The organism is Vibrio sp. D417a (assembly GCF_030248595.1).
In the GTDB taxonomy this organism is placed as follows: Bacteria; Pseudomonadota; Gammaproteobacteria; order Enterobacterales; family Vibrionaceae; genus Vibrio; species Vibrio alginolyticus.
This window is the reverse complement of the sequence record NZ_JAHGAM010000004.1, coordinates 186377-210835: the sequence shown is the minus strand read 5'-3', so window position 1 is coordinate 210835 and position 24459 is coordinate 186377. Positions and strand designations below refer to the sequence as shown.

General features: G+C 41.7%; 30 protein-coding genes. 11 read left to right on the top strand and 19 right to left on the bottom strand.

Features of this window, described 5'->3' with window-relative positions:
• Window positions 1-5 precede the first annotated feature (5 nt).
• The 6 genes from vxrA (at window position 6) to KI742_RS04710 (ending at window position 5633) form a co-directional block, all read left to right on the top strand.
• Entirely contained in the window at window positions 6-1460 is a 1455-nt protein-coding gene (gene vxrA / locus KI742_RS04735; RefSeq protein ID WP_025767766.1) for a sensor histidine kinase VxrA, read from the top strand.
• Window positions 1435-2097 (top strand): response regulator transcription factor VxrB, encoded by a 663-nt coding sequence (vxrB, locus tag KI742_RS04730; protein ID WP_005376251.1) that lies wholly within the window; start codon window positions 1435-1437, stop codon window positions 2095-2097. Before vxrA ends, vxrB begins: the two co-directional genes overlap by 26 nt.
• Window positions 2098-2103: 6 nt before the next feature.
• A complete protein-coding gene (locus KI742_RS04725; protein WP_005388048.1) occupies window positions 2104-2985 on the top strand; it encodes a DUF2861 family protein in 882 nt (293 codons plus the stop codon).
• A 60-nt stretch (window positions 2986-3045) separates the two neighbouring features.
• On the top strand, window positions 3046-4167 hold the full coding sequence (locus KI742_RS04720) for a conjugal transfer protein TraF (protein ID WP_132936445.1): 1122 nt from the start codon (window positions 3046-3048) through the stop codon (window positions 4165-4167).
• Window positions 4168-4208: 41 nt separating this feature from the next.
• Window positions 4209-4370: a YoaH family protein gene (locus KI742_RS04715; RefSeq protein ID WP_005376257.1), complete on the top strand. Its 162-nt coding sequence runs from the start codon at window positions 4209-4211 to the stop codon at window positions 4368-4370.
• 873 nt (window positions 4371-5243) lie between these two features.
• Window positions 5244-5633 carry a universal stress protein gene (locus KI742_RS04710; RefSeq protein ID WP_005376258.1) on the top strand — a complete coding sequence of 130 codons (390 nt, stop codon included), beginning with the start codon at window positions 5244-5246 and terminating at the stop codon, window positions 5631-5633.
• Between the two features lie 90 nt (window positions 5634-5723).
• Here KI742_RS04710 and KI742_RS04705 read toward each other — a convergent pair whose 3' ends face one another.
• Together KI742_RS04705 and KI742_RS04700 are read right to left on the bottom strand one after the other, a co-directional pair.
• A complete protein-coding gene (locus tag KI742_RS04705) occupies window positions 5724-5936 on the bottom strand; it encodes a hypothetical protein (RefSeq protein ID WP_005376260.1) in 213 nt (70 codons plus the stop codon).
• A 296-nt stretch (window positions 5937-6232) separates the two neighbouring features.
• Entirely contained in the window at window positions 6233-7072 is an 840-nt protein-coding gene (locus KI742_RS04700) for a LysR family transcriptional regulator (protein WP_132936446.1), read from the bottom strand.
• Between the two features lie 81 nt (window positions 7073-7153).
• Between KI742_RS04700 and KI742_RS04695 the strand changes: the two genes are divergently transcribed.
• The 3 genes from KI742_RS04695 to KI742_RS04685 all read left to right on the top strand — a co-directional run bounded on the left by KI742_RS04695 (window position 7154) and on the right by KI742_RS04685 (window position 8438).
• The gene (locus KI742_RS04695; protein ID WP_285384873.1) at window positions 7154-7333 is read left to right on the top strand and encodes a hypothetical protein; all 180 of its coding nucleotides are present in this window, start codon (window positions 7154-7156) and stop codon (window positions 7331-7333) included.
• A gap of 454 nt (window positions 7334-7787) precedes the next feature.
• Entirely contained in the window at window positions 7788-7985 is a 198-nt protein-coding gene (locus KI742_RS04690) for a hypothetical protein (protein ID WP_285384872.1), read from the top strand.
• 87 nt (window positions 7986-8072) lie between these two features.
• Window positions 8073-8438, top strand: coding sequence for a phage protein (locus tag KI742_RS04685; RefSeq protein WP_045624244.1), 366 nt, complete (start codon window positions 8073-8075; stop codon window positions 8436-8438).
• 30 nt (window positions 8439-8468) lie between these two features.
• Here the strand turns inward: KI742_RS04685 and KI742_RS04680 are convergent, their stop codons facing one another.
• The 13 genes from KI742_RS04680 to KI742_RS04620 all read right to left on the bottom strand — a co-directional run bounded on the left by KI742_RS04680 (window position 8469) and on the right by KI742_RS04620 (window position 18211).
• Window positions 8469-9173 carry a phospholipase D family protein gene (locus KI742_RS04680; RefSeq protein WP_285384871.1) on the bottom strand — a complete coding sequence of 235 codons (705 nt, stop codon included), beginning with the start codon at window positions 9171-9173 and terminating at the stop codon, window positions 8469-8471.
• A gap of 142 nt (window positions 9174-9315) precedes the next feature.
• Complete coding sequence (locus KI742_RS04675; protein WP_285384870.1) at window positions 9316-10950, bottom strand: P-loop NTPase fold protein; 1635 nt, start codon at window positions 10948-10950, stop codon at window positions 9316-9318.
• Window positions 10951-11058: 108 nt separating this feature from the next.
• Window positions 11059-11271 (bottom strand): hypothetical protein, encoded by a 213-nt coding sequence (locus KI742_RS04670; RefSeq protein ID WP_285384869.1) that lies wholly within the window; start codon window positions 11269-11271, stop codon window positions 11059-11061.
• Between the two features lie 555 nt (window positions 11272-11826).
• Window positions 11827-11970 carry a hypothetical protein gene (locus KI742_RS04665; protein WP_017636214.1) on the bottom strand — a complete coding sequence of 48 codons (144 nt, stop codon included), beginning with the start codon at window positions 11968-11970 and terminating at the stop codon, window positions 11827-11829.
• Window positions 11970-13355 (bottom strand): zonular occludens toxin domain-containing protein, encoded by a 1386-nt coding sequence (locus KI742_RS04660; protein WP_031419350.1) that lies wholly within the window; start codon window positions 13353-13355, stop codon window positions 11970-11972. The genes KI742_RS04665 and KI742_RS04660 overlap by 1 nt, the downstream gene beginning before the upstream one ends.
• 4 nt (window positions 13356-13359) lie before the next feature.
• Window positions 13360-13704 (bottom strand): DUF2523 family protein, encoded by a 345-nt coding sequence (locus KI742_RS04655; RefSeq protein WP_005477634.1) that lies wholly within the window; start codon window positions 13702-13704, stop codon window positions 13360-13362.
• Window position 13705: 1 nt separating this feature from the next.
• Entirely contained in the window at window positions 13706-15220 is a 1515-nt protein-coding gene (locus tag KI742_RS04650; RefSeq protein WP_285384866.1) for a hypothetical protein, read from the bottom strand.
• A gap of 168 nt (window positions 15221-15388) precedes the next feature.
• Complete coding sequence (locus KI742_RS04645; protein ID WP_140116215.1) at window positions 15389-15634, bottom strand: hypothetical protein; 246 nt, start codon at window positions 15632-15634, stop codon at window positions 15389-15391.
• Between the two features lie 5 nt (window positions 15635-15639).
• Window positions 15640-15870, bottom strand: coding sequence for a hypothetical protein (locus KI742_RS04640; protein WP_005477619.1), 231 nt, complete (start codon window positions 15868-15870; stop codon window positions 15640-15642).
• A 3-nt stretch (window positions 15871-15873) separates the two neighbouring features.
• Window positions 15874-16233, bottom strand: a complete 360-nt coding sequence (locus tag KI742_RS04635; RefSeq protein ID WP_005477647.1) for a DUF1293 family protein — start codon at window positions 16231-16233, stop codon at window positions 15874-15876.
• Between the two features lie 3 nt (window positions 16234-16236).
• On the bottom strand, window positions 16237-17385 hold the full coding sequence (locus KI742_RS04630) for a replication initiation factor domain-containing protein (RefSeq protein WP_070363890.1): 1149 nt from the start codon (window positions 17383-17385) through the stop codon (window positions 16237-16239).
• On the bottom strand, window positions 17369-17584 hold the full coding sequence (locus KI742_RS04625; protein WP_029826510.1) for a hypothetical protein: 216 nt from the start codon (window positions 17582-17584) through the stop codon (window positions 17369-17371). Before KI742_RS04625 ends, KI742_RS04630 begins: the two co-directional genes overlap by 17 nt.
• A gap of 3 nt (window positions 17585-17587) precedes the next feature.
• Window positions 17588-18211, bottom strand: coding sequence for a 3'-5' exonuclease (locus KI742_RS04620; RefSeq protein WP_285384865.1), 624 nt, complete (start codon window positions 18209-18211; stop codon window positions 17588-17590).
• A 199-nt stretch (window positions 18212-18410) separates the two neighbouring features.
• On the opposite strand from KI742_RS04620, the gene KI742_RS04615 reads away from it, so the two are divergent.
• Window positions 18411-18779: a DUF3693 domain-containing protein gene (locus KI742_RS04615; RefSeq protein WP_025501836.1), complete on the top strand. Its 369-nt coding sequence runs from the start codon at window positions 18411-18413 to the stop codon at window positions 18777-18779.
• Between the two features lie 222 nt (window positions 18780-19001).
• On the opposite strand, the gene yciH is transcribed toward KI742_RS04615, so the two are convergent.
• From yciH to KI742_RS04595, 4 genes are all read right to left on the bottom strand, one after another.
• Complete coding sequence (yciH, locus tag KI742_RS04610; RefSeq protein ID WP_285384864.1) at window positions 19002-19313, bottom strand: stress response translation initiation inhibitor YciH; 312 nt, start codon at window positions 19311-19313, stop codon at window positions 19002-19004.
• Between the two features lies 1 nt (window position 19314).
• Window positions 19315-19701 carry a DUF3319 domain-containing protein gene (locus KI742_RS04605; protein WP_005376294.1) on the bottom strand — a complete coding sequence of 129 codons (387 nt, stop codon included), beginning with the start codon at window positions 19699-19701 and terminating at the stop codon, window positions 19315-19317.
• 128 nt (window positions 19702-19829) lie between these two features.
• Window positions 19830-20819 carry a D-alanine--D-alanine ligase gene (locus tag KI742_RS04600; RefSeq protein WP_285384863.1) on the bottom strand — a complete coding sequence of 330 codons (990 nt, stop codon included), beginning with the start codon at window positions 20817-20819 and terminating at the stop codon, window positions 19830-19832.
• Between the two features lie 149 nt (window positions 20820-20968).
• Window positions 20969-21538, bottom strand: a complete 570-nt coding sequence (locus KI742_RS04595; RefSeq protein ID WP_285384862.1) for an SPOR domain-containing protein — start codon at window positions 21536-21538, stop codon at window positions 20969-20971.
• 236 nt (window positions 21539-21774) lie between these two features.
• Between KI742_RS04595 and KI742_RS04590 the strand changes: the two genes are divergently transcribed.
• Window positions 21775-24408, top strand: coding sequence for a bifunctional acetate--CoA ligase family protein/GNAT family N-acetyltransferase (locus KI742_RS04590; protein WP_285384861.1), 2634 nt, complete (start codon window positions 21775-21777; stop codon window positions 24406-24408).
• Window positions 24409-24459: the final 51 nt, after the last annotated feature.

The following is a 24459-nucleotide window of genomic DNA, read 5'->3' as shown; positions in this document are numbered from 1 at the left end:
ACAGTTTGATTAAAAAGTTTTTGCTCGGTTTTGCAACTGTATTGCCGCTTTTTTCGGCACCTGCATTTTCCGATTCACTACCAGAAAGAATAGATACGTTTACAGAGCTATTTAACTATGAAGTAGCTCTTAAGTCGTACGATATTCGTATTCTGCAATCAAATTATCCTACCAAGTTACTTGCGCCAGATTCGCTTCTGCCGCAAACGTCTGACTATCCGTTAAAAGATATCCAACAGCTTTACAGCTTGGCGAATACTTGTCGTGGCAAATTACCATTAAGTCCTTTAATTACTGAGCCTTTAGTATTTACAAGGGCGATTTGTAAAGGGACGCAGCTGACACCTCGTTGGTTCTCGCGTAGTGGTCTCATTCACCCTGGTGGTGGGACGTATGCGGCACGTTATGTGGATAAGTATCCAGAACTCAAACCCAAACTATCTCAGTACATGCATATAAAAGAGCGTGATAACGAGGAAGGGGATGAGTTGCTAGAAAGCTTGAAAAACATGGATGACGACGCCATTAATGCTTTGATTGCGGGCGCGAGCATGTTTATTGAAGGTAACGAACTTTGGCTAAGACGTGGTGACCGTTACTTTGTTTTCGAGAAAGATATCTGGCAAGAGAACGTAGCGAATGCGGGTCTGTCATACGCTCTAGCCTCTCAAAGCAAAAGTTGCTTTGTTAAACGAGGCAATATTTGTTGGGATGTAGAAGATCACTCGCAAGTTTTGCGGATCAGTATGATCATACTGGTAATCGCCAATATTCTTTTGGTGATTGGTTGGGCGGTGTACCGTTGGAATAGCAAGCGAGAAGAACTACGTAGTAGAATGCTCGTGTTGCAAATTTTAACGCATGAGCTCAGAACACCGATTGCATCTCTGTCACTAACGGTTGAGGGCTTTCGTCGAGAGTTCGAGCATTTGCCTGAAAGTGTGTATGACGAATTCCGCAGATTGTGTGAAGATACGCGCCGCCTGCGTCAATTGGCAGAAGCGAGTAAAGATTATTTGCAATCTGATAACCAAATGCTTGCAACAGACTGGGTACCATCCGTTGCAGATTGGTTAGAATTTAAGATCGAAGAAGAATTTGATAGTGCCGTGCTTTTTAACATCAATGAAGATGTGGCTGCTAAAGTTAATGTGTACTGGTTAGGAACTTGTATCGATAACTTGCTTCGTAATGCGCTTAAGTACGGTGTCGCACCGGTTGAATTAGATGTCTCAACTAGTGAAGAAAAAATAGTATTCCAAGTCCGAGATGCAGGAGGCCTAACGGCTAAAGATTGGGCAAATTTGAAGAAACCGTTCGTAAGTAAGAGCGGGTTAGGACTTGGATTAACAATCGTTGAATCTATGGTAGGCCGCATGGGCGGAAAAATGTCCTTAATGGGACCACCTACAACTTTTATATTGGAGATACCTTGTGAAACAGACACTGCTTCTCGTTGAGGACGATAAAAACTTGGCTGACGGCCTGTTAGTAAGCCTGGAACAAGCAGGATATGAGTGTTTACATGTGGAGCGTATTGCAGACGTAGAGCCACAATGGAAAAAAGCTGACTTGGTAATTCTCGATCGCCAACTCCCAGATGGTGACTCTGTACAATGTCTCCCAGAATGGAAACAGATTAAAGACGTACCAGTTATCTTGTTAACGGCACTTGTTACCGTAAAAGATAAAGTTGCAGGCCTTGATTCCGGCGCGAACGACTACTTAACAAAGCCTTTTGCTGAAGCGGAGCTTTTTGCGAGAATCCGTGCACAGCTACGAGCACCGGATTCAGCAGAACAAAGCAACGCTGATAAAGTGATTACAAAAGACTTAGAGATTGACCGCTCGACTCGTGAAGTGACTTATAAAGACGAGCTAATTACGCTTACTCGAACAGAGTTTGATTTGCTGCTATTTTTGGCGTCAAACTTAGGTCGCGTGTTTACTCGTGATGAGCTACTTGACCACGTTTGGGGTTACAATCACTTCCCGACAACACGTACGGTTGATACACATGTATTACAGCTTCGTCAAAAACTGCCAGGACTGGAAATTGAAACACTTCGTGGTGTTGGCTACAAGATGAAAGCATAAGTCGTAATGAAAATACTACTCCCTGTAGTTGTCTCATTAGCGTTAGTGAAACCAGTCCATGCGATGGACTGGTTTCAAACTAACACGCCTTTAACACAGGCACATCAACACTTACTTGAAGATGATCTTGCGGGTATGTTCAACTCTCTTGTTGAACTCTGGCAAACGGAACCAAGTAAAGATTTGACTCCTCACCTTAATGATCTTCTTGGTCAGTCACTATCTAAAAACTGTGGCAAGGCTCTCACTGGTGTAACGCTGCCTGATTGGATAAGTGGTGTGAACGTTATTCGTCAGACTATTCAAAGCCCTGGGCGAGATACATTTAGATTGGTGATCAAGCTAAGAGCTACAACTGACATCGAAAATATTTCATTTAATCGATGGGTGGATGATTCTATATCCGCGGACAGTTCATTCAGCTATGAACAACAGCCGAACGGGACAGAACTTGCCAACGAGCGTAGTTACTCGAAACGCTATAACTTAACAGGTAAGCTTGAAGCTGGTTTATATCACTTAACCGTTGTTTCTACTGATAAACAAGAGTATCGAACTTGGGTAATACTTGGAGATTCAAACTCTTCTCAATATGTTCGTTGGACATCTAAAGAGAATTGGAAAGTAGAAAAGAGCGCACTTCGTAATCCCCATTGTCCATTACCGCAACTTGAAGTCGGTTTGTATGACTACATTGATGGCCAGTACGAGCAAATGTGGAAAAAGACTTACGAGTCTAATTATCCAAATTCATTGGAGCTAGCGGGTGTCCCAAACGATAGATACGTATTGGCGGTAAGTATCAATAGTCGCCGTTGGCAGGGCGATATAATTGTTGAGCAGGCTCAAACTATTAGCCGAACCTATGATCTTTCCCAGGAAGAATAGTTAAAGAAATACTACTTGTGCCGATAAAGGTTCAGGACGAACTAAAATCACAAGTGTAGTATGAAAAACAAATATAAAATTCTTGCCACTTCTGTTGCTACTATTCTTTTCGCTAATGCTGCCTCTGCTGCTACTTATGCGATAGAGGCTCGTAGTGATGCAATGGGTGGCGTTGGTACCGTATCAGCAACTTATCTAACTGCGTCTTTTTTCAACCCCGCTCTTACTGCGATTTATCGCCGAAATGACGATGCAGGCATGATCGTGCCAAGTTTTGGTGGCAGCTACGATGATCAATATGATCTAGTTGATGAGATCGAACGCATCAGCAAATTGACAGACGTCGATGAAATCAAAAAATCGATGGATGCTATCGATGGGAAAAAGACAGACTTTGATCTTGGTGGTGTCGTTGCCATTGGTATTCCCAACAAATTCTTATCTGCAACTGCATACGGTAAGTTATACACTGAATCATTCGTACAACCAAATGTTGATACCTCAGGTACTAATCCATTAGATGATAGCTATGTACAAGGTGTTTCTATTGGCGTGGCTGAAGCTGGTATTTCACTTGCTAAATACACTAATTTCATGAACCAACACCTTTCTTTTGGTGTTACTCCTAAACTTCAGCGTATATACACATACTCATACGCCACGAGTTTTCAGAATTTTGATACTAAAGACTTACGTGAAAATGAGACCGCGGAAACGATGTTCAACTTAGACGCCGGCGCACTTTGGTTCTTTGGCCCATATCGTCTCGGTATTTCAGCGAAAAATTTGATCGGAAGAGACGTTAAAACAAAATCATTCCAATATGGCAGCGATACGATAAAATCATACGAATATAGCATGCGTCCTGTATACACCGTTGGGGCAGGGATTGTTGCCGATTACTTTACGATGAGTGTTGACTACGATCTTAACGAAGAAAAACGTTTTTCATCCTTTGATGATAATACGCAAATGATTCGAGCTGGTATTGAATTTGATATTTTGCGTCAAATGGCATTACGAGCAGGGTATATGAAGAACTTAGCTCGAAGTAATGACGAAGGAACCATTACTGCTGGTATCGGGTTGTCTCCACTTAAGTTGTTCGAATTGGATATCGCAGCTCAGTACACAAACGAGAACGCTATGGGTGCATCCATTAATTTCCTTGCTACCTATTAATTGAATCGTTATAGTCAGCTCCTCAAAATGAGGAGCTTTTTATGTTTGACGATTTACCCCCTCTATCTCACCAAGAACAACAACAAGCTGTAGAGAGAATTCAAGAATTGATGGCGAAGGGCACAAGTACTGCAGAAGCTATCAAAATTGTTGCCGAACGGATTCGTTCTGAGTACGCAGAAAAACAACAGCAACAAAACTAATCAATTCATGGACAGGGCATACGCCCTGTTTTTTTGCCTTTCTATTTTCTATTCCTTTACACTCCCAAACACCACCCTGGTTACGCTGTAACTAAAATTTACTATACCTCTATGATTTTAATCTTGTTCAATTACCTTTAAAACTAAATAGCGGGTTAGTAAAATTTTACCTCATCATATTAACCTTGGCTTACACAGTGCAGGTAGTTAGGCATTTTTTAAAGAACTTATAAGTTAAACTCTATTATATCAATTGTTTACCTCGGTCTTTTAATCTGCCAACCATATTGGTCGCGATTGATCTTGTAATTTAATTACAAAACCCAAGAGAGCTTCGTTCCCAGGTAGAGGATTATGCTGAAAAAAGAAAAAAGATACACCGTAACTTATAACGGTAATTAAACTAGACTTATTAAATACGCGATATAAGAACAGTAAGCACTCGCAGACATATGTAATAGATGAATCGAAATTCATCTTATTTAGCTGCTTTTTTAGCCGAAATACGTCTCCTGGATTTGAGCGGAGCGTTACATATTGAACACGCTTAACCTAAAGTAGTTTTACTAAACTAGGCGACGTTGAAGTGGGTAATATGAAACCTCAAGAGTAGTAGAAATCAAGAGCAGTAACGCCTATTACAACGTAACGTTTCCTGACGTCCTTCCTGTTAAATAGTCCGATAATTAGAGAAGAAATTGGAAAAACATCGTTGATCTTTGGATGAGAGGAAGCAACAAGGTTGTAATGAAAACTATTTGCCTGTTTTACACTAAACTCCTTTAACTATCATGTAGCAGTAGTTTTGATGTTGTGTTCGCTCTATGTGGACTAGACTTAATATGAGAACAAAAACTAACCAAGGGAGGAATGATGGGTTACAAGCACGTTTTGGTTGCTGTCGACTTATCTAAATCTAGCCAAGCCGTTATCGAAAAAGCAATAATGCAAGCGGATAACTCAAGCAGCAAACTCTCATTTGTTTACGTAGATGTTGATCGCATAGTCATGGAAGCGAAGGAAGAGCAAGAATTGGAAAGAAGGCTGCAAGAGCTCGCTGATAAATGCTTATGCCCAGTAAACGAGACCATGGTAGTAATCGGCGATCTTCATATAAAACTATCGGGAATCGTCAAAAAAGAGGGGATAGATTTAGTTGTCTGTGGTCATCATCACAACTTATTGAGTCGCTTTTTTTCATCGATACCAAAGGTTGTGAACGAAGTTGAAGCTGATTTATTAATCGTCTATTTAGACGAGTGATCGACAACTCTTGTTCGCACTCATCATTTTTTGTCACTAAAAAGCCGAACGTTTATGTTCGGCTTGGTGTATCGGTGATAATAAAAGTTTTTAGCCAGGAATGATTGATGCCTCATGAGATAAAACAGATGCAGACTCCGCGTTTGACTGCAGATCAAAATGTACGTTAACTTGCACGCCTTCTCGCTCAAAAGTGACATCATCAAAATCGGTCATAGCGATTTTGAATCCATTTCTAGCAAAAAAGCCAGTCACCATAGTTCGCTGCTTAATTTCTAATGCAGACGCGAGTAGCTTATCCATGGCATTCTCCTTGGTTATTGTGGGGATATGGGTAGAAGATACACACAGATTGGTATGAAATCAATTTTATATAAAGTTGCTTTTGATGAAAATTTTAATGTAAGTCAATCTATCGTTTACCCCACGTGATTTATTCCACGCAAAACCTTGATAACAAGACGGCAGAGCATCTCACATTGTGATAGCAAGCATAAAGATGGGGGAGTTAATAAATACCGCTGAAACAATATGTTACAAAGATTAGCGTTAGGCCTAGTTGAGTAGACAACGCAAAATTCTAAATCTGAACAACCGCCCTAAAATGACTCACTCTTCAATACTTGTGATAACTCAGACCTAATAAAAGTAGATATCTCGGCTAGCTTTCTTGGCAAAGGGTTTTGATAAGGGTAGGCCATATACATGGAACGTTCTATATCAAAAGTTTGCGATATTCGGATGTTTTTGTCTATATAGTTACTTTTAACAAGATAGTTTGGAATGACACCAACCCCAACTCCCTCAGAAACAAAGTTTATTAAAATAGAGGTGTTATCAACTTCGATAACATCAGTATATTGACTTTTAATTGATTCCTTATTCGAATGATGTTTGTAGATTAATAGTGTTTTGTGGTTGGCATTACTTACCCTAGATATCAAAACATCACTATAATCACCAAGTTTATGTGCAATAAGAGTGTCATCAATAACATTATTAAGCCTAATCGCTAAATCTACATTGCTTTCTAATAAATTTTCTACATTGTTACTTGACGATATTTCAAAATCAACTTTTGGATATCGTTCTTGTAAGTCTTTAAGAACAGAACCAAAAATAGAAGAGGCTATAGAGTTGGGCATTGTGATTTTAAACTTTCCATCAATGCATTCACTCAACGAGCTAGCTCTGTAATTTAACTCGTGCAAACCCTCTAACGTCTTGATAGCAAGCTCTCTAATGCTTTCGCCATGATCAGTTAAAACGAGTTTCCTTGTTGTCCTGTGGACGAGTGTTACACCAAGTTGTTTTTCTAATGCTGCTAGCTGCCTGCTGACTTGAGCTTTCGACTTTCCAAGTTCTTTTGATGCCTCTGTAAGAGAGAGGTGTTTACAAATGGCTGCAAAGCAGATCAGCTCATTGTTCATCAATTCCATGATTGTTACCTTTTTGCAACTCTGAGTCACGTTGTCTTTTAACTGGTGGGAAAGTATAACTTGCTTCATCGGAGGGGGACAATGATATTTAAAAGCCGCCATGAAATAAAGGCAGACTACTATCTTAATAAAATCATATTGGATATTAAGTTAAACCGATATCCTGAAGAAATTAAATCAATCGGATTAAATATAAAAAATAAAGATTTAAAAATAAAAAATTTGTCTCGTGAAATTACTAAGTTGGATCGGGTGATTTAATTCTTGATTGTGCATCATTGATAATGACTCATTCCATATCGGAAAAAGTAATAATAAAAGTTGAAATTGACACTTTAAATTATAAAGTTAAACGTGTGAGGATATTTAAATATGAAGACTGCAATACAAAATTCGAAAAGATCTGTTTATCAGAAAGATACATTGTATAGAATAATAAATAATATTAGTGCTTTGTATACCAAATCACTAGTAAAATTATTTGGTGAAGAGTTGAGAATCCATCATTGCAAACATAAGATTAATGTAAGAACCACTAACGAGTTGAGTGAGCATATGAAGAAAGATCTAGGTATAGATTGAAAAGTAGAGAGTTTACACCTGTTAGATTCCTTGTTCCTATAAAGATAATCTAGTACTTACACGTTTGGGTTAAGCAAATGCGTGTCCATGTTGACTCATATCGAATGAGCAAGATGCAGAACCAACGTGTACAGTGTTGAACGTAACCCAAGATACAATGAAGGAACTTAGTCAGCCACACGGTTTTAAAGTTGATGACTGGTTATTATCAAGTTGTCGCTGTGGTGAAATCGAAGTTCACGGTCCATACAAGACAGCTGATGAGGCTTGCAAAGCAGCTACAGCCAAATACGGTGTAACTAAACTGACTTCACCAATGCTAATCTTCTAACTCTTAAGTTCGCATTATGGGCGCTTATGTTGAATACGATTGCATATGCGTATCCTATAAAATGTCTCTCTTTTGAGGGACAATTCAATGAAGTATCACGAAATGACTAAAAACTATATTTTTCGTGAATTTGAATGTGGTTTAACCGTCGAAGAAGCTGCCAAACTTTGTTTAAAAACTGTGAGAACGGTCAAAGAATGGGATAAAGGAAAATCCATTCCGCCAGAGTGTAAACGCTTGATGAGGATGAATAAGGGTAGGGAATTGAGCTCTTGTGAAGATTGGGAAAACTTCGTAATGAGGCATGATCGATTAGAGCTTCCAACAGGGCAGTTGGTTACTGCGCAGCAAGTATTGATTGGGGTTGCTTTACTTGAGTTAGGTGCATCGAATGATATAAAGGTTGCTCACCAAATATTGAAGTATGCAAGAGTGCTAAAGAAAATAGTGTGATTTAAGGCTCCAGCAGGAGCCTTATTTTGTCTATTCAACCTCTAATGACTCTGGCCAGATAAAGTAAGGACCAAAACGTTTACTGTACTTGAACTCGCCACCCAACGATTTCCCTTCTTCGGTTAAAGAATGTTTTCCATCATCGAAAGATAAGTAGCCTTTGCTTACACACATCTGAAGAAAGTCATCTGTTTTAATTTTGTGCTTCTTGGCTAGCTTGGATGAAGTTAGCTTGGCTTTTTCTGGTTCTGAGTCTTCAATTTTAGAAGGGTCATTGGTAGATGATGTAACCTTCTCTAATGAAATACGAACCTCATCGCTAATACGAATAATACGTTGCGCTTCTTCATAGGAATCTTTGTAGACATTGGGGTCTTCGTCACGGTCAATGAAGATACCCATTTCGTTATTGTTTACTTGGCTGAACTCGTAGAGGTTTAGGCTTGTAATGATACAAGCACTTTCGTTCATGTAACACTTTGCATGGAGGTTTTTGCAAAAACTGGTACGCACAAAGGAGAGACCTTTAAGCCAGTTAATCTCATCGGGTTGTAGCTCGCTTTTCCCATAGACAATTCGAATGTCGATTTTTAATCGGTCTTTGTCTTCCAAAAGCTCTCGAATCCGATCGTTAAGCTTGAGAAAAGGGCTGATGAGAATCAGCCTTTCAGAAGCGTTCTTGATCAGTTCTTCGAGGTAGTAGTTTGTTGCACTTGTGTTTAAAAACTTAGCCATTTCATATCCTTGACATATAAAACCTAGCACATACAGGCTACGACTAAGTACCAGTTGGATCAAGAGCCACAAATACAAAACGCGAAGCATAAACATACTAGCAAGTCTTTACATCGTTTAATAAAAAGCGATAGTAATGCCTTTATGAAAGAGTTTGTGCTAACTCAACATAGTTATAGTAACAATCTATTGTTAGGCACTCATCATGCTCAAGCATATTTGAGGCGTTATCAATGTATGAATTAAAAACAGTACCTATGAAACTTAGTGCCCTAACAGCATCTGTGTATTCGTTAGGCTTATTGCTTTTGAGGTTGCCTATCAATTTTGATTTTTTACGTATACCTTTGCTGTCCGTAAATCCGAAAGCAAACTTCCATGCCACTTCATAATATTCTTGCACTCTAATGGTTAGTTCTGAGTAACCCCATGGATAAACATTCTTATCCTCTATTTGATAAAGACTATCTTCGTTGTTAAGTTTTAAATCTGAATACTTTTTATTTAAAAACGAACAATCTCTAAGTACCCAAGTATGATAGTTTCCATTGTAGTCATAATCTTTTGATACTTTTTTTGTTGCCATCCCATATTTCTTCCTCGCGGAATATACATCATGATATTCATTATTTTCGTATTCGCAGAGTAATTGGATAAGTATATGGGAATCGAAATAACGATTTTCATTCTCCATTTCAAAACTAATTATAGACATGAACTTATGAAAAATCTGTTCTAATCTTCTTAGCGAAAGTGAGTATATTACTGAACATTCAAAAAATACGGCAGTTACAGTATTGGTATTAGACTTAGTGATGTACTTATCTATTAAATTGGCTGATTCAATGAGTTTCTTTGCTTGATTTTTTTCTATTAAATACTGAACAAAGCTAGACTCGGAAACTTTTGGTAGCTCAGCCCTTCGATTAAAAAATCTAGAAAGATATTCATTTCCATCAAATGAGTTTCCATATACAGATTTAATAGAATGGCTCAACTGTTCTGTATCAGTCGCAATGATAAAAATGAAGTTGTCAATATCAAAAAAATGCTTAATAACTTCTAGCATTTCTATAGCATAAGTTGGTCTACATCTATCCAGTTCATCTACGAGGACTATAATATTTCCTTTATTGTTATCGCGTATGTATTCCGAATATCTAGATAGTAGCGCTCTTGTATCTTTAATAGCATTTAACTGCTTTTTATAATTATCAGTTAATGATTTTCCTAATACTGGCTCAGATACTGAACCAATGTGTGTACTATCTTCAACTTTGATATGCTCAATTAACTTTAAAAGACCTGTTGAATCATAATCATCTAATTTCGATGCTGTGTAAACTGCACCTATATCCAATGCTCCATTGTATGTTTTTTTTGTTAACCGCCATAAATTCTTAAATATTTCATTTTTTGTTCTTATTTTATCGAATGAGGATGAGTCTTTTTCAGATATAAATAGCGCTTCTAACTGCTCAAGAAACTCTGAAATAATAACTAAAAGAGGGTCTTTGCTAAAATCAGAGCTCCAAGCATCTATATAAATTGTTGGCAAAGAGTGTGATTTTAAAAATTCAGTATATAACTGCTTAAGAAAGTATGTCTTTCCGGTCCCCCAAGAGCCATTTAAGTTTAAAACCATTGATGTATTTTGCGATCTAACATAAGAAGATAGAAACTTTCCATAATCTCTTCGATTCATTCCGCAATTTATTAAATCCCAGTTATAAGTGTCAAACCAATAACTGTACACGGCATTATTAACATATAACATATTTCAACTTTAAATAAATTTCATTAAATATAGTGTAAAGTGGTTAAAGTGAATAATTTAAATATAAAATCATTCACTTTCATTTTCTTAATCTTCTCCTACATCAAACTACTGAAGGGTAACTCTTTGTGGAGCAGCCTCTATAATATCAATAAGTTCAAACTTTGTTTTGCTCGAACAATTAGTAAGATGTAGTGTACAGCCAGAGCTTATTGACTGGGCTATCTCAACTAACTCAAACTTGTTGTACTTGGAAGCGTCCAACACGAGGCTTGCTCCTGCCTTTGCAATATCAACCAATTCAAACTTATTTTTATTCATTGTTTAACCTTCTGATGTTAATGGACTAATAGCTCAATACCGAGCATGTAAAAATGTTTTAATACTAACAGAGTTGATTATAACTAAAACCCACAACGATCAAACAGATTGCATATTATTTGGGGAGATCTGTCGGAAATAAAAACTAAGAACAGTTTGTCTCAGAGCATGAGGTTAGTACTCAGTGGGAATTTACCCCCGTAATACAGATTCGGGGGTTTGACCTCCCGCCGCACGTCGCGCAATCGTCCTAGCCCGTCCTCACTTGCTCCGCGCGTCCGTCGGAGAGAACCCATAAAAGAAGAGTAAGCATTGCTCGACACTCGCAAAGCTTTGATGTTGTGGGTATGCAGCGTTCCGGTAGGTTAACGCGCCTTTGGTGTGGATAGTCTCTGCGAGGCTGGTCTAGCAGGAAGGAGGGCGGCAGCATCCAAGTAGCTTTGGGCGGCTAACCGCGCCGATTAAGTAATGAGGCTAGGTTTTGCTAAGGTGGGCGGCTTGGTGCCTCGTCGTCGCTCCGCAACTCCTTATCCCTTCGGGGCTGGCACCGTGCCTTTAATTGAAGTAGTCGACCAGTTTCCCTAGGAGGTATCTCGCAAGGTCATACACGAGCACCACAATGACTGCATTCACTATCGAGAGATGATCAAACAGCTCGACGATTTCAACCAGCTGCCCATGCGTTACGTATTCATTCATTAGGTTTCGTCTCCACTAAACAAACCGCCAACGGGTTTGAGTTCAATATCTTGCTCCTGCCGTTGTGCATATTGCTCATACGGCGAACACGTGACATAGAAGTTGGATGCGCCGCGAGACAGCTGGACGAGGCAATCGTCCAGATATTCCATCTTGACGCCCAACTTGTTTAGGAATCCGTCATCGAGGTAAGTCACACCGCGTGGTGTGACAACCTCAAAATGCACGTTGACGTGTATCGAGGTGGCTTTGTGCCAACGTTCCACGGCAGAGACATAGATACTCTCTGAGTTCGCCAGTGGGAACCAAGCCGGAACGGTGCCTACGTCATGATAAGACTCATTCCCGCAACCAGAACCCGTACAGCCAGAACCACTAGAACCCATGACAGAACCAGGCGAACCACTTTGACCAGGACGTGCTTGACCTTGCGAAGTCGAAACGCCACTTTGCTGCGAAGTTTGATGAAGCTGCGTTCCTTCCGCAGTTGTCGTCTCAGAATCAGAAACCATACCAATAAGCGCATAAACTAAGTACCCAAATGAAAGCACGACCAGTGCCATAGCTGCTAAGAATTTCGGGTTAAGAAAGATGTTCTTTCCAAGTCCCGATTTGGTGATTTGCCCCGTGACAGTCGAGGCGTAGAGTAGGTGGACATCAAGCGGCACCTTGAGGTTATAAACCACATCGTCTTTGCTTGGTTTGGTGACCGTTCGCGTCGGGTCATGTTCCAAGATGCGCGGTTTACGGTTGGAAAAGAAGATCCCATCTTTACCCTTATGTTGCTTGGCCAACTCCGCGACACCTTTTAACTCTTTCGGGATTTGAGCAAAGTCAGGCGTGAGCAACACAATGTCCCAGTTGTAGTGCCGGTGCTCCATAAAGGCGTTGTTAAAGTTCTCGGGATAGATGATGCGCCCTTGCTCATCAAAACGTGTGCGTTGGCAATCGTCTATCTCGCCATTGTCCAAGCTGGACGTATCAATCGTTAGCCAACGAGAGTGAAACAGCTCAGAGAATCCTTCCGGTAAGTGAGGCTCAAACTCAGTGAAAGGGCGCTTGTGTATGTTCGCCATTTTGAAACCTGCATTGACCGAGAAGATTTGCTGACACTCATCAATGAGGATGAACGCCCCAATGGGCGCCCAACAGAAAAAGTATTTCCAAAGCTCGAAGCCTTCAGGATTGCGAGAGCTAATGCGAATGAGCCGAGCTGTATCAGGGAACTTCTCACCAAGGCGTTGTTCAATCACTTCAAGTGGCTGCATGCCATGAATGTTGGTAATGCAAATTCGACCTTCACGCAGTGCAGGCAGTAAGTCAAACCACACGGCGCAAGCCGATTTGTAAGAGCCACCGTGACCGTATCGAAATGAAGTAGCCATTCAATCACCAGTTAAAGAAACGCATAACTAAAGACGTAGCGAACGCATCAAAGATGACACGTAGCCCAGAGGTGACGCCGTATTCGGTCAAGATATAACGGACGTCAGAGGGAAGCGCATTAAAGCGGTCTTCGACAAGCGTATAGACGCCATATTCTTCGAGCAGCAGCTGCGCAATCTTGAGTGCGATTTGTATCGAGGCAATCTTGATATCGAGCCATACTGAGATAAGCCACATCGCGCCATATTCAAACGCGTTCTTTATCCATTCAATCGCCACATCAAAGAAGTCGAGAAAGGTTTGCCCAATGTTGGCAATAAACTCTAATGCTGAGTAGATGTATTCCATGTTATTTACTCCGATTACCAAACAGAACCCAAAGGGCGATTAAGGCACAAATGAACAGCACGACAGGGCGCACATAACCCGATACCGCATCAAAACGCTGTAGTCCTGATTCAACGGTTGCGCCTTTGATATTGAAAGACTTGTCGCTTAATGTTCCGTTGTTGAAGTTGGTGCCGATAGTGATTAAGCCTTTGATGTCGTCCACATAGCCTTGAATGGATTCGGCTTTTTCATCTATCGTGGTTTGCAGGTTGGCAAAGTCTTCTGCTGTGAAGATTTCGCCAGTGATAGCGGTGCCCGTAGGTGTACCAAACTCAGAGCCAGTCAATAGACCCTCAATCGCATTTAAGCTGCTATCGAGTTCGCCCACAGAATCACCAAGCCCTTTTAAATCGTTACGAATACCAATGGTGGCGTTGGTATTGTTGTTCACCGCCGTAGTGATATCGCCGTTGGCTTGTTGGATGAGTGCCTTGGTGTTTTTATAAATTTTGTTGTCATTGATTTGCTGCTCTTGAATGGCTTGGGTGTTATCGACCAAAGAGCCTTTCACATCAATCACCGCGTTGGTGATGTCCGCGTGTGACTGGTTGATATCGACGTTAAGATCATGAATGCCTTTGTTCACATCCACGTTAAGCCCTTTAATAGCAGAAAGGACTGCCGTGTCTGTCGATTCATCCGTGTCAGGGTCTTCTACATCCGGCTTATCATCAACGACACCGGGATTAACCGTGTTGGTTGAATCATCGGGTAGGACACTTGGGTCTTCAATCTCGCCTGTTGGGTCGTCAGGGTCATGGGTTGGGTCTTCCGGTTCATCAGGTGGAATGATGGGTTCATCCGGTCCCTTATCGCCCCAAAACAAAGTACCACCTTCACACTGACGACCAGTGAACGCGAACTTGAGAGAACATTGAGAGTCGGGCGTGTACTGTCCATCAGGAACGCCAGTACAAATAATGGTAGATTCGTTTTTGGTCATTTCGCATCGAGTGGCACCGTAGTCACCGTAGCAAGCGCCCGTCACCAGTTCGCCGTAAACCGCAGGGTGCCAATGCAATTTCACCGTATCACCAATGGACTGTTTGAACTGGCAAGCATCCATACATGAGCCGTCAGGGTTTTCGCCAAGTTCACATTCAGGAACGATAGGTTCACAGGTGTAACCATCACCATCCTCTACTTTTTCATGGTCTGCTGGACATTTAGCGGTACGATGAAGAAACGTTGCAGCGTGATACCTCGGGTAACTGGGACTGGTTGTGTTGCAAATAATCATCAAAGAGAATTTACTACTCTCTATAGAGCATGATGTCGTATAGAAGTCTTTGTAGTTAACAAACTTATTTTCATAACAAGAAACATACGAGTAAGGGTTAACCCTTTTACCCAAGGACAAGTTACAGTTAGGATAAGCGGCAACATCGCTAGCGCTGTAAGTTGGTTGAACTGCGCTTGCATTAAGTGATAAGAACAAGCACGAAAACAAAAGTAAAAAGAGTGACTTATTCACATTTTCACCATTAAAAAGGGAGCCGAAGCTCCCTTTATCCGTTGATTAGTGAGTATTGATGCCACTCACAAAGCCGTGGAGGAATGCCCCCGCAAAGGCAACACCTAGAACGATAGCGAGAACATCTCCAAGTAAATTACCCGATAAAGGAGGCATAGAGGTGAGCCGTTATTTACGCAAGAAGCCAACAACCATTGTCACACCAAAGCCCAGTGCAGCCATACCAATCAGACCCGCCACAACCAGTGATACGTTAGCTTGGCCACCGGATACCGCAGAGTTGATTGCGCCCGTGATATCGACTTCAGCGAACGCTGGAGAGACAGACGCAACCATAAGAGCAGCGCCAGCTGCGGTTTTTTTGTTTACGACTGCGTGTTTTACGTTAGTTACAACAAGTTCTAGTTTTTTCATAAGATTTACCTTTTACTCATAAGGCGAACAACACGACCCACCCAGTGACCAACGACCATGTTGATCAAGAGCACGCCACTGACATACAGGAACAAGTCACCGTTGAATAGGACTGGTTCCTTATATTCTTGGTAGTCCACCGCCGAAATCAGCACGTATTCTTGGCAATCCGCAACAGGCGTTTTCGTTGCTTTCAAATTGCCATACTGGTTAACGACGGTGACGCATACAGACATTTTTTAGCCTTGAACGGGTTTCATTGAAGCCTCGAAGTGCTTCTTAATTTCTTGGTCGACTGGAATAAGCTCAGTCACGATAGCGCCTGCCAATGGGTCTTCTGGGTTAATCTCCAAGCGCAATTGGTATTCACGGCGAGGAACGAGAGCACCAGTGCGCTCAAGAAGCAGGGCATATTCATGGTCAATCATCAAAGGTTGATCCCATTGGGGATTCACATCACCGGATTCACCGATAGTGCGGCGTTTGAATTTCTCTGAGTTGATTTCACGTAGAGGACGCGACACGTTCAGTTGAGCACTGTCACCACGTGCTGAGTTCCAAGTGATATCCATGCCAAGTACAAAAACGGATTTAGCCATTTGTTAAGTCTCCAATATGTGAGTCACCAACTTGCCGTAGGTATCGGGGAAGGTGAATTTCGTTCCATCACGGACAAGGGAACCGACCACGGTTTCAATGTCGCCCTCATGGAACTCGATAAGTGAATTAAGGATTTTCCCGTACTGGCGGCGCATCCAATGCGCAGAGGCCAACAGGTCTAACGCCGCGCGTTTGGTCGGGACGGGTTTGGTATTGAATTTCTTTGCAGTAGAAATCGAGGCTGCGAAATCATTGAGCGCGGCATACGCGCCAGCCGGATTCAGCAATACATCAACATTCCATTTTTTAAGCTCGACCTCAGAGCGATACCAGACAAGACCCGTGTTTGCGAGTTTCTGCTCAAGAGCCTTGTTGTAGATACGCCAGTAAATGCGCGAGGTACGCGAACCAATCGAGTATTGCTCTTTGGTGTAAATCGGTTTGCCGTCTTTGCCGATACTGGCAATGGTCATATCTTCATGAAGCACAGGACCACGACCACGTTCAGCCGTTCTGAAACAGTCGTCACGCCACGCCTTGTAAGCGTATTCGCAATCAAAAATCCCGTCGTAATCGTCATAGGCCAAGTCAACACGCGCCAAAGTTTGCACACCAAGCACATTGGTCAGCCAGTCATGCAGCGACCACGTAGGACGACGGGCAAATACATGCTTGCATCCCGTTCCGTTGATTTGGAAATGCACCGTGTCATTGTTACCGCCGATACCAACGAAGCCACAGAAGTCTTCACCATCTGGCGAAGTCAGTTTCATGGATTCGGTGTAGAACTGGAAACCCAAACCGCGAGGCGCAGACAGCGACAAACCAAGCACTTGATTGGTGAAGATACGCAAGCAATCTTCTAAGTAGTTGCGGTAACAGATATCAAAGGCTTTGTTGTACGCTTCAATTTCTTCAGACGTCTTAGCGACGGTCGGATTAAACACAGGTGGAGCAGGGAACTTAGGCGCACGACAGTGACGCTGTAACAATCCCGATTTGGCAAAGCCTTTGTATTCTTCATGCTTGTGCAATCGACGAACCGCATCATGACAATGGCGTAAGTCTTTCACGGCAAACGTAAAACACAGGTAATCAATATGAACGCTTTGCTCATCGAAACTTTTAAGGATGTTAGTTGCAGTAGTCATCAAACACCCCCAAATTGATACGTTGTTCAACGGTCGTGTTGGTGATGGACACCAACTCATAAGAAGCGAACTGAGACGAAGCCCAAGACTCAAGATGAGACATGGATTTAAGCAAATCCCATTCGTCGCAACCTTTGACCAACACAGACACCGTGTAGTCAGGCAGCAAGTCGTAATAGATAATTTGAGCTTCGTTCATGGGTTAAGCCTCTGAACTAGGCTTCGTGACGCTGTCACAGTTTTGATTGTTTTGGTTTTCAATCTGTGAGTTAACTGTGTGAATCAATCGACGAGTCATTTCACAATCAGCCAGTGCACGGTGCGCCGTTAAGTCAGACACATCAACATTCTGTTGAGCGCAAGCGTTGGAAAGTGATTGCCACTTGTAATCTTCATGGTGTTCATTCCAAACACCAAAGAACTCTGCATACCAAAGCATTGCGCACTGAGGAATACAGAACTTGAAAAACAAATCGTGAACGGATTGGACGTAAGCAGCGTTACAGTGCTTATCCAAAGATTGGATAATTAAGCGCGTATCAAAATCTGAGTTGTAGATGATGATTGGGCGACCGTTAAGAAGTGGAAGAAAATGGTTTGAGAAGACTAAGTGAAAGTCGAGCGCATCCTTAACGTCTTCATCGGTGATGCCATGAATAGCCGTTGCTTCAGCAGGAATCGAACAAGTTGGTTTAACAAGTTCGTTCACGATAACTTTGCCAGTGTGAGCACAGATAGCAGTGAACTCAACAATTTCTGCGTCAGCGCCTAAGCCAGTAGTTTCTGTATCGATAATGATCGCATTTTCAGTAGAAAGTTTTTTCATTGCAACACCTTGACTAGTTGAGAGAGCGACCGCCAAAGCCTAGCGCGAAAGCGTCAAGGGCAAACGCCCAAAGCTAAGGCGGTCTGATACAGTAAATTCTGTAGTGATTAAATACAGATATTTCTGTACCGTCAACACAGCAAAATCTGTACTAAAAGACTAAAATCAGTCCAATAGCGTGATTAGAGGAAAAGCAGAAATGTACACAAACAAGCTCATTGATGCTTACAAAGAGCAAATGAACTACATTCAATACAAGCAGATTGCTCATGACCTAGGTGTAAGCCCTCAAATGCTCACAGAAGTAAGAAAAGGTCGAAGTTATCTCAATGAAAATCAGATACTTATGCTTGCTGAAACTATTGGTGAAGACAAAGAAAAGGCTCTGATTGGCTTAGCGATGGATAAAGCAAAAACGCACGAAGCGCAGACACTATGGCAGAACATAGGAAAAAAGTTTAACGGACTTGGATTATCAAGCATTTCAATGGTTTGTGCTGGATTAGCCTTAGTGATTGCAAGTCCACAGGAACCACTATATCAGTGCGCATTATGTATATTATGTTAAATTGTATATCGCCGTACGCTAAATGTTGTCTGAGTATGCTCCTATTCCCCTGCAGATTTTAAATTTAAGGGCCTTACTGTGAGCATTAAACATAATGGTTATTTACCATAAAATAGCTAATGTCGATCTATCAATCTACGATTGCTTGCTCTTCAATTAGCAACTTATAAAAAATGGCGTCTATTTCTTTAGACGCCATTTTTGTTTACTGGAAATATTAAATTAGCCACCGGCTAATTTGACTGTCATGCCTTTCTTTTCAAGATGTGCCTTGATCTTGTCTCTAGCATCACCTTGAATCTCGATATTGCCATCTTTTACAGAGCCACCACAGCCACAGACTTTTTTGAGTTCTGCCGCTAATAACTTTAAAGGTGCATCATCCAAGTCTAAACCTGTAACAATGCATACGCCTTTACCTTTACGGCCTTTCGTTTGGCGCTGAATCCGAACAACACCATCACCTTTAGGGCGAGATACTTTTTCTTCTTTCGGTTTAATTCGACCGGTTTCTGTTGAATATACCAGAGTCATTCTATTGTTTCTTTTGTTGTTGAGCTTGCATCGCTTTTTGCTTTGCAACCAAATAAGCTTCGATATGGCGTTGAATAGCGGCTTTACTGCCCTTAATCAGTTTACCATTAAACATACAGTACCAAGAGTTAGGTTGGCCTGTATCGTTTTGAATAGTATAGCCGTTAAAGACCTCTGATTTTGCAACACCAGTTTGCTGCACTCTTTGTCCGAGTGAAGCAAACTCTTTGGGATCAATAATCGATGCGGTGTCACACCACCAATCAATGCTTTTCTTTACCGCCGTCAAACTGCCCTGTAAGACGTGGTTCTTGATTTTAACCTTCCAAACACTGCCATCTGATCCGACTGACTGCAGGTTAAAACCTCTATAATTTGAAATCGCCATACCACTGAGTCATCTGTTTAATGCTTTGATATAATCATAATTGCTACTGAGCAATATTCAAATACGGCTTGAATAATCCTTGCTCTAGAAAACAACTTGTATCATAAAACGCGTCTCGATAACGTTAATCACTTTGCACTGTTTATACAATCTTCCAAGAACTCATGAAATTTGTGCCCGTTGTTTTGAAGCATTTTAGGGAACATTGAGATCGGAGTCATTCCTGGAAATGTGTTTACTTCGTTTAAGTAAATCTCATCATCTTCCGTTAGGAAAAAGTCGATACGAGATAAATGACGAAGATTCATTTGTTTAAATACCGTCTCTGACGCATGTTGGATGGAATCTAATTGTACTTGAGTTAGATTCTTCGCCTCAACTTCTGTGAGCGAGTGACTTGAACTGCTGTACTTTTCATCGTAAGAGTAAAAAGCACCATCAGGCGCGATGACCTCGCCTGGCTTAGTGATATGTAGTTGGCCATTCATCTCATATACAGCAACTTCAAGTTCTCGAGGTTTTACTGCTTTCTCAACCAACACTTGGTCAGAAAACCCAAAAGCATCATTTACTGCATTAGAAAGCTTGTCTTTTTTTGTGACACTGTAACAGCCAACGGAAGAGCCTTGGCGAGCGGCTTTAACAAAAACTTTTCCCCACTTTTCAAAGGCTTTATGAGCTTGAACGTGAGCTTCTTCATCGTTTCGCGTTAAGAATAAGTATGGCGTATTGGGTATGCCGATAGCGTCGTACCAAAGCTTAGATGTGATTTTATTGAAACTATTGCTACTCGCTTCTGGCCCGCAGCCAAGATAAGGAATACCTGCGATTTCAAACAGAGATTGAATGTCGCCTGTTTCGCCAGGAAAACCATGTATACAAGGCACGATGAAATCAATGGTTTGATTAGATTCACTTGAGCACAACTGCTTGGTATTGAGATCCAAGTAAACCAACTCACCTTGGTTGGTCATCCAACCTTCGTTTTTTATTTCTACGCGTGTAACGTGAACATCTTCAATAAGATTTAGTTGTTGTTCGACAAAGTTTGCAGACAATAATGAAATCTCGTGCTCAGAAGAGCCACCGCCGCATAGTAAAAGAATATTTTTAATCATGAATCCATCTTTCCGTGACCTACAAAAGATACTATTTATTATGATAAACCTTTGAAGTGTGACGTACAGTAATTTTAATGTGAGGAATGTTGTTCGAATAGGATTTGAGCAAATAAATAAGGGAGCTATTCGCTCCCTTATTTGATGTGTTAATTTAATTTGTTAAGCGTTGGGTAAGCTGAGTTTTTGATTGCATCAATGCTTTTAACAAATGGTCTTAACTGCTGAAATTGAGCTGGCAAAGTCGAAATCGCTTGCTTGGCTTCTGCGCTTGTTGCGTAGTCTCCGTATAAAACTGAGAACCACTTAGTACCGTTTACAACTTTGTAGTTTTCCCAAATTGGCTGACCGTTCCGTGGCAGCTTATTTGCAAACTGATCGACTTTAGCTTGGCTACCCACAGCTGCGACTTGAATGGTATAGCCGAATCGTTGAATGCCAGCTTGCTTTTTACTTGGTGGTACGATCTTAACTGGCTTCGCCTGCTCTTTTGGCGTTAGCTTGACTACTTTCTTTTCTTCAGGCTTTGCCGTCATTTTCACAACAGTTGGTTGTACGTCTTTTTCTACTACAGCGTTTTCAGACGCCATAATTGGTTTAGAGATACGATCTGATTTGTAGTCCTCTCGGTAACTTTCTGAGGTCACATCCGTGATGTAAGTTTCAGATGCACAAGCAGAAAGCAGAACTGACAAGCCGATGATTGCGATTTTTTTCATGAAGTAACAAATGCTCTGGATAAATATTACGATAAATCATGCCGATAGCAGGGCCGTTTATCAAGCATCAAATACAATAATCTGTGATTTTGATGTGATGAATAACACAAACTCCATAAGCATCGTACACATTTTCTGCAATGTCTGGTCTGAAGATGTTTTATCAGTAAATTATTCGTTTATGATTGATATGAAACCGAGAAGCCAACGTGACTTACAAACGGCTAGGAGTCAGCATGAATAAACTACATAAACTCTTTAAACCCAACTCTGTGGCCGTTATTGGGGCATCTCAAAAAGCATTGCGAGCAGGACATGTTGTGATGCGCAACCTTCTACAAAGTGGATTTGGTGGCGCGATTATGCCAGTAACACCGCGATATAAAGCCGTATCTGGCGTGATCGCCTACCCTAATGTAGCTTCACTGCCCTATACGCCAGATATTGCAATTTTGTGTACGAACGTTTCACGTAACGAGCAATTGCTTAAAGAGCTAGATGAGAGAGGCACACCGTTTGCGATTGTTATCTCTGATGACCCTAGGCCTTTAGATATCTCATCATTGAACATTCGACTTTTAGGCCCAAACAGCTTAGGTATCATTCTTCCTTGGCACAATTTTAACTGCACGTTTTCCCCTGTTGCAGCTAAACCCGGAAAAATTGCTTTCATCTCACAATCCGCGGCGGTTTGTACCACGGTTTTAGACTGGGCAAATGATAAGAACATTGGTTTTTCTTCGTTCATTTCGATTGGGCGTGGACAGGATATCGATTTTGCAGATTTGCTCGACTATTTGAGTATGGATGGAAACACAGAAGCTATTCTGCTTTATGTTGATAATATCCAAGACGCTCGCCGATTTATGTCTGCTGCGCGCGCCGCTTCACGTAACCGACGTATATTGGTGCTAAAAGCGGGCCGCTCTAAAGAGATGAATACTTTTGAGCAGCAAGACGGAGATACACTTGACGTAATTTACGATTCTGCTATTCGCAGAACTGGTATGTTACGAGTCAGCAATACGCATGAGCTTTTTGCCGCGGTAGAAACACTCACGCATTCTGTGCCACTTCGTGGAGAGCGTTTAGCGATCATCACCAATGGCGGCGGCCCTGCTGTTATGTCCGTTGATACTTTGATTGAACGTGGTGGCCAACTCGCAACGCTTGATGACGCTTCCATTGAGCAATTACAAGCAGTACTTCCATCCAACTGGCGTGCTCGAAATCCAATTGATCTGTCTGGTGACGCAACCCAAAAACGCTATATTGATACCATTAACGCACTGATGAATAACGACTGTGCAGATGCGATATTGATTATGCATAGTCCTTCTGCTGTTTCTGATCCTCTTGAAACTGCTCAAGCCGTTATTAATGCCATCAAATCTCACCCTCGGCATAAGCATTTTAATATCTTGACCAACTGGTCAGGAGAACAAACGTCGAGAGAAGCGCGACTGGCATTTACTCAAGCAGGTATTCCAACCTATAGAACACCTGAAAGTGCGGTTGTAGCATACATGCACTTGGTCGAATACAGACGAAACCAGAAACAACTAATGGAAACGCCAACGACGGCAGAGCCATTACATTCAGGAAGTGTGAGTTCAGCAAAAGAATGGGTAAACGAACGACTACTGGATAAAAACACAGTCACCTTAGATACGCATCAAACTAGCCCATTATTTAAGCTGTTCGGGTTTAACGTTTTGCCGACGTGGATTGCATCTGACGACATTGAAGCCGTTCATATGGCAGAAAATATTGGATATCCTGTTGCGGTTAAATTGCGTTCTCCAGACATTCCTCATAAATCTGATGTTCACGGTGTCGCTCTAAATTTAAGAAACAGTCGAGAAGTTTCCAACGCAGCGCTATCCATTTTAGATACCGTAAAGCTCAGTTACCCTTCCGCCAATGTACATGGGCTGTTGGTACAAGGGATGGCAAAGCTCGGCAGCGCTGAAGAGCTACGGGTTAGTATTGCAGTAGATAAAGTCTTTGGACCAGTGATCTTGCTTGGTCAAGGCGGCTCTGAGTGGAATATCGCCCAAGATGCCGTCGCTGCACTTCCTCCTTTGAACATGACGCTTGCGCGCTACCTTGTCGTTGTTGCCCTAAAGTCTGGAAAGATTCGCCTGCAGAAACACAAAGATGCGCTCGATGTTTCTGAGTTGTCGAAGTTCTTGGTTCGTATCTCCCAAATGGCAGTTGAGTTACCAGAAATACAAAAACTGGATATCCATCCAGTACTAGTGTCCGGAAGCGATTTAACCATCCTTGATGCAGATGTCACACTGTGTAAATACGAAGGAGACGCCCAAAAACGGCTAGCGATTCGCCCTTTCCCGGCAGAGTTTGTCGAAACGGTGACGCTTCGAGATGGCCAACCTATCCTGCTTCGCCCTATCTTGCCTGAGGATGAGCCGCTGCATGCTCAATTCATTAATAGCGTATCGAAAGAAGATCTCTATAAGCGTTTCTTTTCTGAAGTTGGAGAGTTCAACCATGAGGCTTTGGCAAACTTTACTCAAATCGACTACGACCGCGAAATGGCGTTTGTTGCGGTAGCGTTTAATACTGACGGACCGTCTATCATAGGGGTAGCCCGCGCATTGATTACACCAGACAATAGTGACGCTGAGTTTGCTATTTTGGTTCGTTCAGATTTGAAAGGAAAAGGTTTAGGCAAAGTGCTGATGCAGAAAATAATCAGCTATTGCAAAATTAAAGGCACAAAGCAAATGTCTGGAATGACCATGCCAACAAACAGAGGAATGTTGATGTTGGCTCAGAACTTGGGGTTTGAGATCGATGTCCAGTTTGCAGACGGTACGGCAGATATGGTGCTCCCTTTAAATTGAAAAGCGCAGCATTAGCGATGACTTTTACTTCTTACATTCGATAATCAATGG

Coding starts and splice junctions, on each gene's coding strand:
- yciH (WP_285384864.1), bottom strand. CDS start 19,313: ATGACTCTGGTATATTCAACAGAAACCGGTCGAATTAAACCGAAAGAA.
- KI742_RS04630 (WP_070363890.1), bottom strand. CDS start 17,385: ATGACTACTGCAACTAACATCCTTAAAAGTTTCGATGAGCAAAGCGTT.
- KI742_RS04590 (WP_285384861.1), top strand. CDS start 21,775: ATGAATAAACTACATAAACTCTTTAAACCCAACTCTGTGGCCGTTATT.
- KI742_RS04675 (WP_285384870.1), bottom strand. CDS start 10,950: ATGTTATATGTTAATAATGCCGTGTACAGTTATTGGTTTGACACTTAT.
- KI742_RS04715 (WP_005376257.1), top strand. CDS start 4,209: ATGTTTGACGATTTACCCCCTCTATCTCACCAAGAACAACAACAAGCT.
- KI742_RS04720 (WP_132936445.1), top strand. CDS start 3,046: ATGAAAAACAAATATAAAATTCTTGCCACTTCTGTTGCTACTATTCTT.
- KI742_RS04700 (WP_132936446.1), bottom strand. CDS start 7,072: ATGGAATTGATGAACAATGAGCTGATCTGCTTTGCAGCCATTTGTAAA.
- KI742_RS04685 (WP_045624244.1), top strand. CDS start 8,073: ATGAAGTATCACGAAATGACTAAAAACTATATTTTTCGTGAATTTGAA.
- KI742_RS04595 (WP_285384862.1), bottom strand. CDS start 21,538: ATGAAAAAAATCGCAATCATCGGCTTGTCAGTTCTGCTTTCTGCTTGT.
- KI742_RS04660 (WP_031419350.1), bottom strand. CDS start 13,355: ATGGCTACTTCATTTCGATACGGTCACGGTGGCTCTTACAAATCGGCT.
- KI742_RS04680 (WP_285384871.1), bottom strand. CDS start 9,173: ATGGCTAAGTTTTTAAACACAAGTGCAACAAACTACTACCTCGAAGAA.
- KI742_RS04625 (WP_029826510.1), bottom strand. CDS start 17,584: ATGAACGAAGCTCAAATTATCTATTACGACTTGCTGCCTGACTACACG.
- KI742_RS04665 (WP_017636214.1), bottom strand. CDS start 11,970: ATGAATGAATACGTAACGCATGGGCAGCTGGTTGAAATCGTCGAGCTG.
- KI742_RS04710 (WP_005376258.1), top strand. CDS start 5,244: ATGGGTTACAAGCACGTTTTGGTTGCTGTCGACTTATCTAAATCTAGC.
- KI742_RS04600 (WP_285384863.1), bottom strand. CDS start 20,819: ATGATTAAAAATATTCTTTTACTATGCGGCGGTGGCTCTTCTGAGCAC.
- KI742_RS04620 (WP_285384865.1), bottom strand. CDS start 18,211: ATGAAAAAACTTTCTACTGAAAATGCGATCATTATCGATACAGAAACT.
- KI742_RS04605 (WP_005376294.1), bottom strand. CDS start 19,701: ATGGCGATTTCAAATTATAGAGGTTTTAACCTGCAGTCAGTCGGATCA.
- KI742_RS04670 (WP_285384869.1), bottom strand. CDS start 11,271: ATGAATAAAAATAAGTTTGAATTGGTTGATATTGCAAAGGCAGGAGCA.
- KI742_RS04695 (WP_285384873.1), top strand. CDS start 7,154: ATGATATTTAAAAGCCGCCATGAAATAAAGGCAGACTACTATCTTAAT.
- KI742_RS04655 (WP_005477634.1), bottom strand. CDS start 13,704: ATGGAATACATCTACTCAGCATTAGAGTTTATTGCCAACATTGGGCAA.
- KI742_RS04705 (WP_005376260.1), bottom strand. CDS start 5,936: ATGGATAAGCTACTCGCGTCTGCATTAGAAATTAAGCAGCGAACTATG.
- KI742_RS04645 (WP_140116215.1), bottom strand. CDS start 15,634: ATGAAAAAACTAGAACTTGTTGTAACTAACGTAAAACACGCAGTCGTA.
- KI742_RS04615 (WP_025501836.1), top strand. CDS start 18,411: ATGTACACAAACAAGCTCATTGATGCTTACAAAGAGCAAATGAACTAC.
- KI742_RS04635 (WP_005477647.1), bottom strand. CDS start 16,233: ATGGCTAAATCCGTTTTTGTACTTGGCATGGATATCACTTGGAACTCA.
- KI742_RS04640 (WP_005477619.1), bottom strand. CDS start 15,870: ATGTCTGTATGCGTCACCGTCGTTAACCAGTATGGCAATTTGAAAGCA.
- KI742_RS04725 (WP_005388048.1), top strand. CDS start 2,104: ATGAAAATACTACTCCCTGTAGTTGTCTCATTAGCGTTAGTGAAACCA.